At 34.4% G+C, this 17,510-nt stretch carries 21 protein-coding genes; 3 read left to right on the top strand and 18 right to left on the bottom strand.

The window, feature by feature from the left end:
• Positions 1-7 precede the first annotated feature (7 nt).
• On the bottom strand, positions 8-1,666 hold the full coding sequence (locus tag BA1_RS11800; RefSeq protein ID WP_237739216.1) for a hypothetical protein: 1,659 nt from the start codon (positions 1,664-1,666) through the stop codon (positions 8-10).
• 475 nt (positions 1,667-2,141) lie between these two features.
• On the opposite strand from BA1_RS11800, the gene BA1_RS11805 reads away from it, so the two are divergent.
• Positions 2,142-2,792 (top strand): recombinase family protein, encoded by a 651-nt coding sequence (locus BA1_RS11805; RefSeq protein WP_008359198.1) that lies wholly within the window; start codon positions 2,142-2,144, stop codon positions 2,790-2,792.
• 15 nt (positions 2,793-2,807) lie between these two features.
• Here BA1_RS11805 and BA1_RS11810 read toward each other — a convergent pair whose 3' ends face one another.
• The 17 genes from BA1_RS11810 to BA1_RS11880 form a co-directional block, all read right to left on the bottom strand.
• A complete protein-coding gene (locus BA1_RS11810; protein WP_008359200.1) occupies positions 2,808-3,215 on the bottom strand; it encodes a phBC6A51 family helix-turn-helix protein in 408 nt (135 codons plus the stop codon).
• Between the two features lie 8 nt (positions 3,216-3,223).
• On the bottom strand, positions 3,224-3,574 hold the full coding sequence (locus BA1_RS11815) for a hypothetical protein (protein ID WP_008359202.1): 351 nt from the start codon (positions 3,572-3,574) through the stop codon (positions 3,224-3,226).
• Positions 3,571-4,005, bottom strand: coding sequence for a hypothetical protein (locus BA1_RS11820; protein WP_008359204.1), 435 nt, complete (start codon positions 4,003-4,005; stop codon positions 3,571-3,573). The genes BA1_RS11815 and BA1_RS11820 overlap by 4 nt, the downstream gene beginning before the upstream one ends.
• The gene (locus BA1_RS11825; protein ID WP_008359206.1) at positions 3,998-4,297 is read right to left on the bottom strand and encodes a hypothetical protein; all 300 of its coding nucleotides are present in this window, start codon (positions 4,295-4,297) and stop codon (positions 3,998-4,000) included. The genes BA1_RS11820 and BA1_RS11825 overlap by 8 nt, the downstream gene beginning before the upstream one ends.
• Before the next feature lie 48 nt (positions 4,298-4,345).
• Positions 4,346-4,810, bottom strand: coding sequence for a hypothetical protein (locus BA1_RS11830; protein WP_008359207.1), 465 nt, complete (start codon positions 4,808-4,810; stop codon positions 4,346-4,348).
• Entirely contained in the window at positions 4,807-4,983 is a 177-nt protein-coding gene (locus BA1_RS19075) for a hypothetical protein (RefSeq protein WP_155887869.1), read from the bottom strand. The genes BA1_RS11830 and BA1_RS19075 overlap by 4 nt, the downstream gene beginning before the upstream one ends.
• Before the next feature lie 67 nt (positions 4,984-5,050).
• Positions 5,051-5,851 (bottom strand): hypothetical protein, encoded by an 801-nt coding sequence (locus BA1_RS11835; protein ID WP_008359209.1) that lies wholly within the window; start codon positions 5,849-5,851, stop codon positions 5,051-5,053.
• Positions 5,852-5,894: 43 nt separating this feature from the next.
• Positions 5,895-6,608 (bottom strand): hypothetical protein, encoded by a 714-nt coding sequence (locus tag BA1_RS11840; RefSeq protein ID WP_008359211.1) that lies wholly within the window; start codon positions 6,606-6,608, stop codon positions 5,895-5,897.
• Positions 6,605-7,072: a hypothetical protein gene (locus tag BA1_RS11845; protein WP_008359213.1), complete on the bottom strand. Its 468-nt coding sequence runs from the start codon at positions 7,070-7,072 to the stop codon at positions 6,605-6,607. The genes BA1_RS11840 and BA1_RS11845 overlap by 4 nt, the downstream gene beginning before the upstream one ends.
• A gap of 480 nt (positions 7,073-7,552) precedes the next feature.
• Entirely contained in the window at positions 7,553-7,753 is a 201-nt protein-coding gene (locus BA1_RS11850; RefSeq protein ID WP_008343997.1) for a helix-turn-helix domain-containing protein, read from the bottom strand.
• Positions 7,754-7,936: 183 nt separating this feature from the next.
• Positions 7,937-11,017, bottom strand: coding sequence for an RNA dependent RNA polymerase (locus BA1_RS11855; RefSeq protein ID WP_008359216.1), 3,081 nt, complete (start codon positions 11,015-11,017; stop codon positions 7,937-7,939).
• Positions 11,018-11,362: 345 nt separating this feature from the next.
• On the bottom strand, positions 11,363-12,436 hold the full coding sequence (locus BA1_RS11860; protein WP_008359218.1) for a hypothetical protein: 1,074 nt from the start codon (positions 12,434-12,436) through the stop codon (positions 11,363-11,365).
• Entirely contained in the window at positions 12,393-12,707 is a 315-nt protein-coding gene (locus BA1_RS11865) for a hypothetical protein (protein ID WP_008359219.1), read from the bottom strand. The genes BA1_RS11860 and BA1_RS11865 overlap by 44 nt, the downstream gene beginning before the upstream one ends.
• Positions 12,697-13,200 carry a hypothetical protein gene (locus BA1_RS11870; protein WP_008359221.1) on the bottom strand — a complete coding sequence of 168 codons (504 nt, stop codon included), beginning with the start codon at positions 13,198-13,200 and terminating at the stop codon, positions 12,697-12,699. The genes BA1_RS11865 and BA1_RS11870 overlap by 11 nt, the downstream gene beginning before the upstream one ends.
• Before the next feature lie 17 nt (positions 13,201-13,217).
• Positions 13,218-13,466, bottom strand: a complete 249-nt coding sequence (locus BA1_RS11875; protein WP_008359223.1) for a hypothetical protein — start codon at positions 13,464-13,466, stop codon at positions 13,218-13,220.
• A gap of 80 nt (positions 13,467-13,546) precedes the next feature.
• Positions 13,547-13,672, bottom strand: a complete 126-nt coding sequence (locus BA1_RS19670) for a hypothetical protein (RefSeq protein ID WP_272942722.1) — start codon at positions 13,670-13,672, stop codon at positions 13,547-13,549.
• A gap of 30 nt (positions 13,673-13,702) precedes the next feature.
• Complete coding sequence (locus tag BA1_RS11880; RefSeq protein ID WP_008359225.1) at positions 13,703-14,866, bottom strand: AimR family lysis-lysogeny pheromone receptor; 1,164 nt, start codon at positions 14,864-14,866, stop codon at positions 13,703-13,705.
• Positions 14,867-15,316: 450 nt separating this feature from the next.
• Here BA1_RS11880 and BA1_RS11890 point away from each other — a divergent pair, with 450 nt between their 5' ends.
• Both BA1_RS11890 and BA1_RS11895 read left to right on the top strand, forming a co-directional pair.
• A complete protein-coding gene (locus BA1_RS11890) occupies positions 15,317-16,039 on the top strand; it encodes a helix-turn-helix domain-containing protein (RefSeq protein ID WP_420196209.1) in 723 nt (240 codons plus the stop codon).
• Positions 16,040-16,180: 141 nt separating this feature from the next.
• The gene (locus BA1_RS11895; RefSeq protein ID WP_008359232.1) at positions 16,181-17,335 is read left to right on the top strand and encodes a tyrosine-type recombinase/integrase; all 1,155 of its coding nucleotides are present in this window, start codon (positions 16,181-16,183) and stop codon (positions 17,333-17,335) included.
• Positions 17,336-17,510 lie beyond the last annotated feature (175 nt).

A 17,510-nucleotide genomic window follows, 5' to 3' on the forward strand; every position in this document is an offset into this window, starting at 1 on the left:
CACCTCTTTAGAAGAACCAGTTCTTAGGTATTGATTGAACATATCCTATGTCTTCTACTTCATTTATTCTTTTAGACCATTCTGCAACTGCATCAGGAAAGTCGTCATAAGCAGAGAAATCCGCTCCAGCGAAATCCTTGAGTTGTTGAATGGCATCTTCATCCTCTTCATTAAAAATGATTCTTCCCATATTTACATCACCGACAATAGTGTTGATTCTGTCATCCTTGTTTTTAGTAACAGCATTATTCAACCACTCAATATTTCTGCCAGATAATACAGGATCTTTTTTAACTAGTTCTTGAAGTTGAATTACATCCGCTCCGTTGTACACGTTTTTCTCAATGTTGACAAAAGTAATGTCGGGATATTGTTTGAGCAACTTCAACGTGCAAGCCATGTAATCCTCATACTCACCTTTAAAGACAGTACCTTTACGAACGTATTTGATATTCATATCTGAGATACTGCCTACAACAAAAGCGTAATAGTCTTTTTTCTTCTTTTGTTTGTTTCGTGTTCCTGCTGGATCAATAGAAAGCATGGTTTTAACAAAGTCATGACTTTCAATTTTCTCAGCAGATTCAGTAATAATAGTTTTGAATTTCTTTTGTCCAGTAGAGGTGATGACACCTTGGACTTCCTGGTTATATGCAACTGGGTTTTCATAATAAGCAAGAGCCATTTCTAATGGGTTCCAGTAACTTTCCCACAGAATCGGAAATCTCATTTCCTTTTCATTTTGATAATAAAACTCTTTTGCATGTTGCAGCCTGTTCTCGTTTTTAGAATCTGAAAGAATGTCTTTAAATTCAGCCCATAGACCAGAATTAAACAATTCATCAATATCATCTACAAGAATCCCTTTTTCTTTACGAACCTTCCAGGTAGGTAACTTTTGAAGTCTACTGTAAAAACACTCTGGATGCTGAATTGTTCCACATCCAATCATAATGCCACCTTGTCTAACCATTTTCCCATTTTCATCAAATTGTGGTTTTTGGAACGCAAAGTTAACATCTGAAGAAAAGCGACTCCATTTTTTCTCTCTGTTTGCATCCGTAGCACAATCGTCATTGTTTTGGTAATCATCTAAAATGGCTAACTCAATTCGAGTGTTTCCATACTTCCTACCCCTCATATCTGTTTTACTACTGATACTTTCAACCATCGTTCCATTTGTAAACTCAAGTTGCGAAGAATTACAGATGTATTTTTTGTTTGTGGGATCTAAAAGCTTGCCATAGCACGACTCAATATAAACGTTGCCTACAAAAACTTCTTTGATTTGCTTAATAAACTTTTCAGCAAGGTCACCAGTCGATGAGCATACTAATGTGAAAATTCTAAGCTTATTTGCAACAGAAAAAGAAACAGCTGGTAAGTTCGCGAAGGCGCTTTTACCTGTTCCCCTCGGAAGGATATACGATTGCTTATCATGTGTATTTCGCAAAAGCATTCCTTCAATGTCTTCCCATATCTCTCTATGAATAGGAGCTATTTCAGACGTATCAGGTGCTCTAAATGTATCTTGCAGGAAAAATAAACAGAAGAATTCAAGATTTTTCTGACCTAATTCCCAAGCCAATCCATGATAAGTGAATAAATCTTCTGAACGTTTCACCATCATATGAGATGCGAAGTCTTCTGCTTCTGTTTTAGTCATATTCTCTCTGATTGCCTGTTTGACTAAATATTCATATAAAAACATCCTATTTTCAGATGTGTTTATGTTGATTGATTTGGTTATTTTTATCACCTCGAAACTTTGAAAAATACTGCAAAAAATTTGTACCCTGCTATCGTTTAAAAGGGCATTTTCTAAAACAGAAAGGTGGGGGTTAAAGCCTATCTGCTTCCTTTCTAAGCCACGTTATCTACTTCGATATATATTTGTATCAACTGTTTTATCGCTTCTATATCGAGCTTTAAACACTTTCTAAACGATCTCACTTTTTCATTCTTTGATTCATTAAGAGATAAAGCGTTTATATAGGTATGGGTTCTTAAACGGCCACTTTCTTACTCTTTTTACGTTTATAAAGATATCAAAATTAATTAATAAACGTTTATAAATTTATATACACCTTTATAAACATATATGGTATAATAAAAGTAAGATAAACGAGAGGATGATCGACATGACACAAAAGACATTCGGTTACATAAGAGTTAGCTCAAAGGATCAAAACGAAAGCAGACAAATAGCCAATATGACTAAAGTTGGCATTGATGAGCGTGACCTTTTTATAGATAAACAAAGTGGGAAGAACTTTGACAGACCTTCATATCAAACGCTCAAACAGATTGTTCGATCTGGCGACACTATTGTATTTGATTCAATTACTCGTATGGGTAGGAACATGAATGATACTTTAAAGGAATATGATTGGTTCGTGGATAATGGGGTTAAATTAAAATTCATTAAAGAGCCTATGATCAACACTAGCGAAGATCAAGACGACATCTTAAAAGAAGCTATTCAAAGAATCATTTTAACTCTTCTAACAGCCTTTGCGGAGAAAGAGCGTGAGGACATCAGGGAGAGACAAGCAGAGGGAATTAAAGGTGCTAAGAAAGCTGGGAAACATCTTGGCAGACCTAAAATGAGCTATGACACTCTAACTAAGGAACAAAAGAACATACTTGAAACAAACTATCCTAAATGGAAAAGCTCTGAGATTACAGGTGTTCAATTTGCTGAATTACTGCAGCTTAAAAAGAATACTTTTTATAAAATCATTAAAGAATATGAAAGCAAACAGGAGCAACAAACCCTCTCTATGGTATAATATAGATGAGGGTTTTTATTGCTTTTCCTTAGATTTCTTCCACTTCTTAATCTCATCTTCGATTGTTTCTTTATCTACTTCATTAGACTTTGTTTCAGTGATTTCAACCTTAGATGTTGGAGTACCTTCTGAATATGCCAGCAGCGTTTTGAGTGCGTCTAGCTGATCCTTAGTCTTTTGACTATCATCCATACCGATATTCTCCAATTTTTTAAACCAATTTTTAGCTCTTGCGCTTCTTTCTTGCTGTGCTAAAAGTTTGAAGTTTTGTATCTCATTGTCCAGCTCCAGTGAGTATTCATTATCTTTTCTCCACAAGTATAATGCGTTACGACTGACTCCAATTTCATCAGCAATAGCTTGCATTGTCTTCCTTCCTTCAGCTAATAATGAGATCGATTTAATCTTTCTTTCATCTAACATGTTTTGCTTTACACTCCTTTAGCAACTGAGAGGGAATTCAACATAGATTTAGCGTACGTTACAGCATCATCGTGCCTGGTTCCGAGAAGTAGAAGTAAACCATCAATGAGCGTGTCTACGAATTTTCTTCCTTCTTCCATAGCTTCTTCATCTAATGATCGTAACTTTTGTCGCTCCTCTTCCGAATCAACTTTAATATAATATTTTGGTGATGTGTATGCTTCCAATAATTCTGTTTTATATCTTTCAAGAATCTTATATCTTTGATGTATTGTGCCAATAGTGTCAATCATATCGACGAAAATATTTTTGAACTTATTCCAGTCAGGGTATCGTATTAAAATTTCACATCCACTCAATACTTAAACACTTCCTTTGGATTTTCTACAAACGAGAATCTCCCTCTGCATTCATCGGCATCTTTACTCACCGACAAAACTTCTTCAATCTCATCTTTATATTCCTCAACAATGTGATCAACTGTTTCTTTTACTTCTTCACTTGGTTCATAAAACGGGTCTAACCTATGATTGGCCAATTGATCATTCTCAAACTCTAGCTTGGCAATATGATCTAGCATTTCTTTGGTAACTCTTTTGAATCCATCAATATCAAACATTTGTGTGTTGTTTTCTTTACAGGAATCACACCTTTGAGGTGAAAACTCACCACCTAAAGTACGGCATATATTAGATACCATATTCAGGATTCCTTCTGGTGAGTTGCAACGCTCAACTAAACATTTGTCACAATCCACTGCAATAAACTCTTTTTTGATCTTTTTAAACATTTTTGCTCACCCCTGGTAGAATAATACTTCCTGGCGGTACGTCAATAATAAGTTCTTTGTGTACCTCTTCAATATATTCATCTACTGACAAACGATTTTTTTCAGCAAAAACAGAAATTTCAATGTTATAGAATCCATCTAATGATTTTAAAGCATTTAAATCTGTTGTTAATTTATCGAATTTCCATTTTCTCTCTCTATCTAGTTGACGGATTTCCCACTCCACTTCATTTACCTTTCTAACGATACCGTCCGCAATTTCTTGAACATTAATGTCACTTTTCTTTTCCATCCTTAAATCAATCCTCTCTAATTTTGATTCCGTTGTATTTAACGTGTCTTACAGCTCATCTAACGCTTTAATAACTTGCTCCGTCTTATTATCCAAATCACTGTCAACAAGCTGATCTACAGCATCCTCGACACTCTTGATATGATCTAGCACCTTTTGAATGCTTTCTTCGGGAAATGACATCATAATCTGTCCCATCAACCCACTATCGACTAAGTTGATATACGCACCCATTTTAGATTTCAGGTTATTTGGGATTTTAAGGTTTGTAAATTTTTTGATGATCAAGAAATACAACCAATCAATCATAGCAACTTCATCAATCTTCAAACCTTTTTTATCTCCGTTGAAGTAATCGGTATTTAACTCTTTTAACACTTCCGCAATTTTACTGGGCGCAAACTCTGGATAAATATAAAGATGGAACTCTTCATTCAATTGAACCTTCTTTTTCTCATCATATTTCTTAGCGAGATCACCTAATGTCGTTAAATTCACTGCTTTCGTTGTCATTTAGATTCACCCGCTAGCTTAGCCTTTTCACGACTAATGAAAATTTGTATAGATGTTTTAAAAGATTGAAGGAACATTTCAATTCTCGTTTCATCTTCCAGTAAATCCTTAACATCAAAAACGCATTTAATATACCTAGTATTCTCGTTACTTTTAATTTCGTTTGTTGTCATTTTCCATTCTCCTTTTTGTGTGAATATATAAAGGGGTGTGCAATTATTTATCACACACCCAAATAAATTAATCTCCTAAATCTCCATCATCGTCAGGCGTTGAGTTGCCAGGTGTAGAAGGCGCTGCTCCTTTTGAGCCATCTTCATTACGCTTAACTCTTGCAAAACGTCCGATCTTTCCATTGTCATCTGCAAGAGCTCTATACCCCAATTCTGGAGTAAATGGTTGTCCAGCTTCCAAAGACATATCAAACTCTCCCGAGAAGTTAACTTTAGGCAACTGGATATAAAGGTCGCTGTAAGTTTTGTTAGTGACTGGATCATACTCTAGGGTATGAAGTTCTAGGTAATAGTTCTCCGAGAATTTATTACCATTGATTTCAACAGTTTCAGCATCAACTTCAATTAAGTAATGAACTGTAACTTGTTCACCTTTTTTAGCAAAAGTATTGGATAATGTATAACTCGTTCCAGAAACGGCAGTCTGATAGACTTCACCATTGGCTTTATTTGTGAATGTAACTTCTGAATCTTCTAAAGGTGTTTTTGTCAAGGTAACACCGTTTGAATCACTAACTGATAGAACTTCGTCTTCGTAAACAGAAATAGTTTCATTCTCAATGGAAACTCCTTGCTGCATTGCCATGAAATCAAGATCAAAGAATGCGTTCCTAACGTTACCCGAAACTTCTTTGCTTGAGTTAATTACATATAAATCTTTGTTTCCCCAGCCGCCTTTTAAAAAGTCCTGCTGAACTTGTTGTGCGAGGGATGTTAATTGTGTTACGGCCGATCCAATCACTTTCCCTGTACTAATTTGTTTCATTGTCACTTTACATACGTCATGTATAACGGTCGTCTTTGCCATTTCTAAATAAACAACTCCTTAAATAATAAAAAGACTGAATTTATCAGCCTAGTAATTTTTTGATTGATTCTGAATCTTTGTGTGACAAGTGGTGTTTCTCCTCAACGTATAGATCAATATGATCGTCCCATCTATTAATCTTCACTTCTGAACTGACAGTAGCAAAAATAACAGACGCATCATGATTTACTTTTTTTTGTATGCGATGATATGTAAGGTAAAGCTGGTAAAGTGACCACTCATTAATAGCGGAATAATCTATGCCTGTCGTTGCTACAACCGCACTAATCATGTCTGATAGATCAGCACCGTCATCACTTGATTTTAATTCCTTAGAAATCTGATTAAGCTCTTCTATCTCTGAATTTGGTGATTTCTTGTCCTCGTTAATTAGATGCATCTTCAAGACAAGACTTCTCAACTCCATGAAGTTTTCATTCGATACCTTTAACATGATCTCTTTATCATTGAAAACCTTGATAAATATAGATTGATAAGCATCTAAATACAGCGGATGCATCAAGATTAGTTGAAATAAATTACGACCACTAACCATCTCTTCAATGTCCTGGGCATCAAGTTTATCTTTCAAGACCTGTCGCATAGATTCAGCTATTTTATCTTTGTGATCTGCCATCAATTGAAGATCACTTGAGAAATCAACATACTCTTTAATCTTGATGAAGTGACAATCCCCTATTGGTGTTTTTACAGGCTGACCAGTTCCGAAAAGCTGCATAAAATCATTTGATTTCATTTACTTGCACCAAAAGTAAAAATAAGCTTATAACCGATATAACCCTTTGGAGTATTTGGAATTAGCAATCGTTTGTAATTCACAATTTTTCCGAAGCCAGTTGCTCTGCTATCAAAAAGTAGCTGTGCAAGATTGTCTTGAATCTTTAAGTTTCTTAATTCAATTTGTTCCACTTCATCAATACTGGTATAGATGTCAATCATGATATCTTGGGATTGAATTTGCAGGTTATTTGTGGGAGTACCGTTCGCTAAGTACATACACATTCTAGCAATTGGTTTTTCATCTTCCAGATCATCTGTTTTGGGTGATCTGTAGATTAACAAGGGGATTTGATCATCATTTGTTACATCTGGATGATCTGAAGATAATGGGGATTCTTTATAGAATAAGAACCTATTATTCTTTTCATTAGATGAAATCAGTCTGTAAATATCCAAAAAGTTTTTCTCAATGTTACTCATTTAAACGTGTCACCTCCTTTATCCAATGAGGGACTAGACTCGTCATGCTAATCTCTTTTTTTATATTTTGTTCAACTCGTTTCAGTATGACAGGATCAATTTTGCTATAGATTTTTTGAAAATCTGTATTGGGATTTGGGTTTCCCCATTTGGGTTTAAACATGGCTTACACCATCCATTTATGTGAGATATTATCGTTTGAATTTTTTTAGTTGTGCGAATATAGGAGCGCATATAGCGCCCCAACACTCATACAAAAAGGAGAAATAAAAATGTTTGTAACTTTCGGGGGCAGTGGGCTGTATCTTACAAACCGCACCTAATCATTCGTTTTTCTGGAGGCAAAATGAAATGATTACAAAACTACAAAACGTGAACGCAAATTCATTTGTTTTTGGTAAGGTCGCTGAAATTGCTAGGTACAACCCTTATTCGCTGTTTCCGCAACAAACGGTATTGTAGTGACGACCAAAAAAATTGCTACTTTTTCTTCCATACGAGTTCAGGGCGAGAATAAACAAATTCGACAAGTCGATTTAATTTTTCTTTTGAAATCTCGCATTCGAAAGTGAAGTATTTACTTAAATGAGACTGGGTACAACCGCAATGCTTGGCTGCTTCCACTTGGGTTATTCTTCTTTTTTGCATAGCTTGTCTTAGTTCAAATCGTTCGATATTCATTTATTCTAGTCCCGACTCCTTTCGCAAGATTTATTTAATCATTGCGTTATCATTCATTTTTATGTTATGTTTTAAATGGGAAATTATTTATTCCCTAGTATACGGTTATAGAAATTCATATGAACATAAAAAACCCTTGATGCAACAAGGGTTCTTCGTGTATCCATTAATCTGTTATCAAATTCAAGCGGACATTTTTCTGTTTTTTCTCGCAATCGCTTTTCTATCCGCATCCAACTGTTTCCGATGATCTTTATAACAATCCTCACAAAAGTAATGTCTTCTGGCATTCAGATCACTCAACTTGTTTTCACAATGAGGGTTTTTACATTCAGCAATCACATTTAAATTTGTCTTCAGATTCCACAGGAGATCATTTCCAAAGCATCCCCATAATGTATCCTTGAATTTTGTCTTCTTAATGAAGAATAGATATTCAACTAAGATATCAAGCACTTCAGTTTTTGTCACATTTAGATTCAATAGTTCGTTAGTGAATACCTTATACACAAACCATTTTTTATCAGATCTCTTTTCTTCCTTTTTCTCTTGATTGCTTAACCTGTATTTATTCGTATCCATCATTTTGTACACTTTGATCACTTCAACCATCTTTAATAAATCTGAATCCCCATGATTTATCTTCAATTCACGCATTACACATTCGTTTAATCTTCTAATCCTTTCTAGCAATCTAGGGCTGCGATCAGGTGCGCTTAAACTTTCATAATATTTCGCTTTGTATAATTCTTTATACTCTTTAAGGAGTTGGTCTAATTTATCAATATTTTCTTTTGTTAATGGTTTTTTCTTATGTAATTTCGGACTCAAGAACAGTCTGTAATTAAACTCTAATGGATCCAACGCCTTATCAAAACTTCTTTTCGTTTCTCTTGCAGTCGGCATAATTATATCTATCTTATCAACAGTCATAGCACCATTAGGCATTTCAACGTTCTTCTCATCCTTGTCTTTCGCATATTTGAAGAAATATGGCAGCTTTCGCCTTCTTGTTTTATCACCTTCTTCAATTTTCAAGAACTTTTCAATCTCATTACTAGCATGTGTAGCCCTCGTTGGCTGGTATAGCGTTTTTGCATAGTCTATTCCAAAGTTATTCTCCATCGTTAACCATTTGATTACATCCAGGTTCACATTTTCACTATTCCAAACTTTTGATATGTTATTAGAAAACTCTCCGATGTTGACCTTGAAAGAACTTCTCAGATTGTCATATATTTTGCCGTTTCCAATGATATCTTTCTGAGCAGATTCCATTTCATAATAAAGAGGAAGAATTTCATCATGTTGGCCAACCTTCATATTTCTTTTAGCAATACTGACAAATTCCTTATCGCTTACAACAAGAGCCTTATCACCATCAAAATCAAACTGCAGTAACCTAAATAGAGAGTCTTTGTTTGATGTATAGATTCCTTTTGTGATGTACCATTTCTTCGTTTTTTCGTTTATCACATTGGATCTGATGCCATGCTCTCTATAAAGGTGAGGAGAACGAAGCACGTCAATTTCTAAGCTGTCTTCATATAATTTACAGCTAACCTCTCCATCTTCAATTAATCCGTTTGGATTTTTCTCACCATTGAACCAAAATTCACAAGCTGCGTACAGGTCGGGTATTAAGAAAGTATGATGTGATCCTTTTAACTTTATTTTTCCTGCTTTAGCTTCCTTGATCATCCTCGCTTTAATTTCTTTGATCGTTTCTTTCACATGATTATCTTTTAATAAACTAGGATATACAAATAGAGCTTCCTGGAGATTGCTTCTTTTCTCATTTTCTTCAACGGCTCCCATAACACCTAACATGGCATCAGTGCTCTGATAAAGTGTTTTGATCTCATTAATCGTAAGTTTTGTTAATCTTGTCATTTCGCTGTCTGTGATGTCCGTTAATGTTTGAAGCATTTGATAGTTAAGCTTACTTGTCTTTAAGTTCTCCTCTTCCTCATTTAATTTGGATGCTTCACAATTATATTCCTTAAAACAGCGTTTGTAGTGATCCCACTTACTTTCACTTTCGTTGCCATAATAGCTCCACATTTTAAATTGAGACTTCGTAAGGATCATGTGAATATCACCTTTCAGTACATCCCATTCACGACCATCAATGTCTTTTATAATTGATTTACCATGCTCTTTTGCAAACTGTTTGAAATCGAAAGGTACTAGCATCCCCTTCATAAATGGTGCTCTGAATTGAAATGGTTTATCTGCAACAGTTGGCAATATCATTCCGCAGCCATCAGTCTGATCGACTGGAATAGTCATCTTCTTCCGAGTTATTTCATATGTATTGCGATCAATATAGTCAAAGCTTCCTTCAATTTCGTTCTCAAAATCTGGAACAACTATAGCTTTATCAATATCGAAGCCTTCCCACACAGAACTTGCACTATTGGATAAAGCAAGATAAGCATTCCACTTATTGATATTCATACCGCCTTTAGAGTTAATCAATTTTTCATCAAGTCCACACATTAAGGTTGTCTTGTGCTTATTGAGCGATGACCTCTTGATGAAGACACCTTTCTTATCACGAATCTGACCAGCAGATGAGGCATAATAGTCGTACTGCTTTTTATTGAACTTAAATCCTTTTTTGATCAGACTGCCGAAGACTTCTTCATAAAAACTTTCAACAATAATAATTTCATCCGAAGGTTGTTCGTTTTCTGTTTCAATTCCTAATGTTCTAGTTAAGGTTGATTCAAAAACACCAATAACCTTGTTAATATTGATATCTCCAGTGTTCTTGTATCTTATTGCATCGAGATTGAGTTCCCTTGTCTTTTTAAAGTCAGCCATTAATTTTTTCATTTTCTTCTTATTCTGGTTTTTAATAAGATTAGCAATGCCACACAAATTATTAATTTTTCTTCTAGTAAGTCCTTCATCCTCCAACACTCCGGTATTTTTAAGATGCTTTTCTTCTGAACCATCCAGTTTATCTGTATCTTCCATTTTATTCTCGTTAGCTGCTTTAAATTTCAGAAAATCAACATAATCAGCAATTATTTTTTCGGCAGTCTGATGTTTTTTTAGTTTTCCTTCTTGCTTTTCCGTTAATCCAATTGTATCCATTGCATTTACACTCGCATTGCTACTCTTGATTTCTTTCAAAAATTCAACGAAGTAAGTCAAGCTAAGATTTTCATTATTGATGACCTGTTCCTCTGGTGTAAAAAATGCTGAAGTGTCTAATGAGTAAATGTATACTTGCTTTGATAAGTTTGATTTCAATGAATCTCCTCCAAATTATTATTTCTATCACGAAGAATGATTAACAAGTTAATCATGATGAGAAGGTGTACAAAGCTTGCTTTGTGCAACTGCTCTTTTGTATGTGAGTGTTTATGTAATACATGGGGGATGCTTTAGATAGACAATTTTCCACTACGTTCCAAATTATCTATCATGCAGCCAACCATCCCCCATACCCCCTTCAGACTGTGATTGAGATTTTGTTTTTCCTTTTAAAGAAATGGGTGAGAGTGAATCATACTGAATTATTTAGATTTTTGAAAAAACGACTAGTAAAGGTGAGTATCTTTATTTTGGATTGAGAAGTTTACTAGTCGTTTTTTATCAACTGAAAATGTTAGCAATTACATCTATTGTTTCCTTGTCTAAGGTACCAATATCTAACGATACCAAGTCATCTGATATAGAATCAGATCCACTCTTTATTAACATGTCTATTAAAGCACTAATGTCTTGTATGTAATTCGATTCTCTCCTGTATAAATTATCCACCGAATTGGTATGGCGTTTTTTTGCATTTTGCAATAATTTCGCACATGCTTTTTCATTTATTTCTTGAGTGTACGTATCCTGTTCTGCTTTTTTGAGCAGCAGTTCCAACATGCTAATGCACTCCTCTTCAAGATGTTTGCTATTAAGAATAATCTCATACACTTGGAAATACGAACTAATATTATTGTATAGATATAGTTCTTTATTAACCTGTGACTCAAAATCCCTCCAAACCTTTTTACCTTTTGCTCTAATTTGGGAGAGTTTGGCGAATCCCAATTTTTTCATTATCTTTTTCTGGCATACCAGAATTGCATTTTTTTCTTCCATAGTCGCCAATCTTGATTCTTGTCCATTTTCTTTTACTTTAAAAACGGAAGTATAACTTATCATGCTACGATCTGCTAAACTCTTTAAGGCTGTTTCGATGGCCTTTTTAAAACTACTTTGGCTCGTGTTGTAAAAATCTTGCACAGTATAACTATCAGCACCAATAAGTAATGCTATCTCCTTTTTGTTGTGCATATGTTTGAAATAATTTTTATTAACAAATCCAAGCGAACTGATTAATTTACTTTTTGTTATGTAAACACGCCCATTGTTATGTTCCTGAGCTAGTATATCTAGCACAAGCCATTCAATTAATTCATTGTAAACAGCATTTTTAACGTTTTTCTTTTTTGGTAACGGAATTGCATAACGTGAATTTACAATAATAGAGTGACCCTTTTTTTCGAATGAGCAGTATCGTGCCAACTCTTTTAATTGAGCCTTTTTGCTATCCGTAGAATTTTTATAAGTTATACCTGTTTTAATACAAAAATCTTTGTGGTTTTTAAAAATCACTCCAGGTTTTAAAATTTCAATTTTTATAATTATCGCTCCCATATTTTTCAGTAATAACATCTATGTAATATCTCGCTGTCTCTCTGCAGCTGCTATCGCTATGTTCATCTATTGCGATCTCGTACATGTACTTTATGTATTCCTCATCTAACCCTAATTTCGCTATAAAATCCGTAAGCATTGCAATTTGATTCTCAAAGTGTTTTAACGCTTTGTTGGTGTTGTCCAAACCAATTTCAAGGGCATATTGATTATTCTGAAGAAACTGTATCTCAGCGTCCTTCTCGTCCTCAAATACTTGATCAGTGTAATAGTGGTTATTATTTTGCATGTAGGACAACAACTCTCCTTTCTTCATCACAATCCAATTTGCATAAAAGAGTTGTTTTACCCACTTCTAGTTCCCTTATGTATTTCAGTTTGCTACTTTCAATTAAATCAATATGTATTGTCGCTTCAGGACAGTATTCACTTGCAACGATTAATGAATCGCCTTCTTTATTCCATTTAATTATGTTCATTCTGTGATATCCATCAGAAGTGAATGAGTTCATACTTCTGATCATTACACCTATGTCTTTTCTTAGATTAGTCGTTGACTCTCTGTAGAGAATTTTTTTACATACACCTTTATTCATCCTATAAGGCATTTTGATGATCGCTGACTCGAAATAGTTTAATTTAACTAAATCAGCTACAAATCCATTAGTGATCAGCAGCGCATTCAATTCAGGGTTATAATATGTACCGTTGTTTTTTAATTCTGTTTTAAACCCAAGATCCTCTGCCATGCTTGCGATAGCCATGCTTCTGAATTTACCCAATCGCTCCCTCCTTCTTATTAAGATTTTTTGATGCTTAATGATGAATTGCATCGGTTACATGTTATGACCATTTGTTCACCCTTCACATAAAGATCGCTTTCTGTAAAATCTTCTTCACCTATTTCATCAATACCGCCAATTTCAGAATCGAATGATAGATGAATCTCATGATGGCCAAATTCATAATCAGAAAGTTCACTATGAAACTTCTGTTCTTTATTAAACTCCACTTCGTTTCCACAAGTACATTTTAGACTCAAAATCATTTCAATTTCTCCTTTTCAGATCATTTCTTGATATATCAAAAAGGCAGGGATTCAATCTCCCCACCTTTCTAATATGTAAATCATCCACCGTTGCCCATTGCTGCAGTTTTGATGAATTCGATAGCTTGCTCCGATGTTTGGCCTGAAGCAAATCCAACACTGAAAATTGTGACAGCTACGATTAAAAATAATGCTGTTTTCTTCATTTAATCACCTCCTTTCAATTGATAAGGTTTCTAGTGAGCAATAAGTTCCACTAGACTCTTGTCCGCACCCAGCCTTTCGATATTTCTTAGGGGTAGTTGGAGCGTGTACTTGTCTCCAGTGTCCTTAAAAAGTTTCACCGATTGACAATAACAATTAAAATCATTCATCAAAAACCCTCTTAAAAAGGTATTGTAAGCTAATTCGTGATTGCTTGAATCCCTTTCGTCAAGCTGATTTAAAATTGATCTAGCTTGATCATTACGCTTGTTAACAATATGATGGAAAGCTACCTCTTGCATATCTGTAGTATCTCTTGAATCTAAATCTAACCACTCGTTTTCTTCTTTGTTCCATACATTTTCAAGCATCGCTAAACTTCTTTTGATTTCCCTTTTGTATTCTGAATTAGCATTTGCGTATCCTAACCCTTTGAAGAAGTTTTCTTTTGCTTTCTCATAACTTGTATAGATATATGAGTTACCAAGATGTAGACAGGCGAAAACAGCGAATCTATCAATCTTAGTTTCTGATAAAGCCATTCCTGCATTGAATCGTGCTCTTTTAAGCTTGTTCTGACTTACTGCTGCACTGGCACTCATAATCAACAGCCTACATCTATAGGAATCATTAACGTAACCGGTTATATGAAGTGAATCCACATCGATTAAGTCAGCAATTTCACTCATCAATCCGAACTCACCTTTTGAACACAGTGGATATAAAAGCAAAATATTTTTAAACACATTCATTTCAGGTGTCTTCGTGTTGACCGATCCCACTTTATTCATCGCTTCAAGATACGTTAAATTACCGTCTTGAACCTCGCTATGAATTGAATAGATTTTATACCATTCTTGAGACTTTCCGTTGTGAGCATACTTCATTTTATCCAGTAATGCATTACGTTCAATGTAATATTTATTTACATCTAAATATTCAAGAGCCTGTCTTGCTGCAGACTTATTTGGATCAAGCGTCATTATGTATTCTCCCATAACAACTCTTTCATTTGCTGGATCGATTTCTTTGACAATATTTATGATACTTTGAATATCAGTTGTTTCTTTTCTACCGTCATTTAGAAATCGGTAAAAACCACTTCTGTCTGTATACCCTGCTATCTTTGCCAATTTCATAGCCATTGAAGAATCGTCTTCACACTTACTTTTGATGAATGCTTTTAATTTGCTCAATCCAATATCCCCCTAGTTATCTCTATATGAATTGCAATGTTCTATCTACCTCAACATCAGCTGCAGGATCAAATAGTTTGATCATCTTGTTGATTTCACTCTTTGGGAGCAAGTCAAATTCTTTGATATGCCTGTTGTGCTGAAGCCATAATGGAAATCGGTCTATTAGATCGTCATTCTGCGCTATGAACTCATGCATCATTATGTTTTGTGCTAGTTGCCAAGATGAGAAGTTTTGCATATCTCTCATTATAAATCACCTCGCTTCCAATTAGATGTAAATTTTTAATTGTGGGTTATTCAGTTGTCAAAGAACGTGAGTTGATTCTTAACGATTATCATAAATCGATTATAAATCATTGCATCATATGAATCAACATATTTCACATTTTTTATTTTTTATGATGCGTTTGATTATATTTGATTCATGATGTATAATTCGATATTGAGGTGAGAAATTTGAAAAGTAGTAATCATTTTTCCGAATTCCGAGATAATTTAGGTCAGTTCTTAAAAGTTAAAAGAGCATATCTCAATATAAGCTCTTCTGAATTATCTAGAACTTTAGGAAAAAACAGATCTTACGTAAGTCAGATAGAAAACGGATACAACAAAAAGCCAGATTATATAACTATGCGAAAAATGTTTCGTATTTTAGGTCTACCCGAAGAAGAAATTAAACCAGCGCTAAAACATTTCAATATCAGCCCTTCTTTAGAAGAAGAAATTGAAATGCATTGGGAAGAAGAACAAGAAAGAAAAATCGAAGAGGAAAATCAAGAGACTCAAAATAATCCTGACTATGTGCCTCAGAAAGTTTTAGACTATATAGAAGAACAAAAAAGCCATGAAGAAATTGTCGTAGATAAAATAGATCGTATATCCGACAACTTAAAATCAGCTTTGGATTTGGGCTACTACGGATTTAATATCGCTGAGGGTTTATACAATTGTACCGAGGCCATGAAAAGCAAAAAAGAGTTCTTTTTATTCTTTGCTCATTTCTTTAAAGACATCAGTCCATACAATTTAGATGAGAAAGCATTATTGAGAGTCCTCAACACTTTAATCGAAGAGGAAAATCGAATTAACGAAGAAATGATTGCTTTTGGCAAACCACGCTTAAGAGAAAAAATTCGTTCTTTAGATACATCAGATGATATTTGGATCTAAATTTAAAGTTTTAAAAGGAGGTGAATAGATGACATATTCTAACCGATTGATCTCATTACAAGCGAATTTATTATAGTAAATTACATAAGAGAGTTCATTCAGGGCTCTCTATCATAATTAAAATCGAAAGGTGGCATTTTATTGGCAAGTTTCCGTAAAAGAGGTACGACATGGCAGTATAGAATTAAATATAAGGATCCTGTAACACAAGAAGTAACAGAGCTTTCGAAAGGTGGATTTAGTACAAAAAAAGAAGCACAAATTGCTGCTTCAAAACATGAGGAATTACTTAGAAGTGATATAGAGGTTGGAGGTGGAGAAACATCTTTAAAACATTTTCTTATTGAATGGTTAGAAGTTTATAAAAAAGGAAAGGTTGCAAAAAACACGTTTAACATTCACAAAAGAAATATTGAGAATAAAATCCTCCCCTACTTCAAAGAGATTCAGCTAAAAGACATAACACCAATGAGATACCAAAAATTCATAAATACTCTTGAGGAATCAGGTAAATACAGCACAAGAACTATCGAGATCATACACGGTACAATGTATCACGCTTTATCGATGGCTGTTAGACCAATCAAAAAAATTTCATCAAACCCATGCGATGGAGTTGTATTGCCCAAAAAAGATCGATCCAAATCCAAACACAGTTTGGAATATATCAACTCTGAGGACATTGGAAAGTTCTTAAAAACAGCTCGTCAGGACAACTATATCTATTACATTTACTTTAAGACTTTGATTGAAACTGGAATGAGAAAAGGTGAAGCTGCTGCTCTTCAACGAAAAGATATTGATCTAAAAAATCGGACAATAGCCATAAACAAATCACTAGACTTCCAAAGAGACCCTGGTGAAGAAGTATTCGGAAACACAAAAACATATCACTCAGAACGAACAATCAAGATTACTGAATCTTTTGCAAAGGAACTTCATGCTCATATGAAGTGGATCAACGATAACAAAATGGTCTTTAATGAAATATACGATCATGATCTAGATTTTGTTTTCTGCAGAGAAAAAGGAGATCCCTTACCAAAGTCCTCCCTCTTCAATGCTCTAAAAAGAATATTAAAAAAGGCTGAAATTGAAAATATCCCAATCCATGGACTAAGACATACTCACGCCGTTCTTCTGTTGGAAGCTGGCCAAAGTATGAAGTTCATCCAAGAAAGATTGGGACATAAAAACATAAGCATAACTTCTGACGTATACGCTCATATAAGTGAAAAACTCGAAAATAAATCTGTGGACAGTTTCGAGAATTACATCAACTCAATTCTGAGTTGAAATTTTTTGTTGAATTTGGTGGTCAAAAAGTGGTCAAACCATTTAATGGTTGTGGTCACTATAAATTTGACCACCAAATTCTTTTTATAAACCCTTTTAAATCAACGTTTCTTTATTAATACTGAGACATATACTGATCGCGTTAAAATGGGTTTAATTGTGTCTGGTAAATTTC

Origin of the sequence: Bacillus xiamenensis (assembly GCF_000300535.1) — a bacterium.
Classification (GTDB): Bacteria; Bacillota; Bacilli; order Bacillales; family Bacillaceae; genus Bacillus; species Bacillus xiamenensis.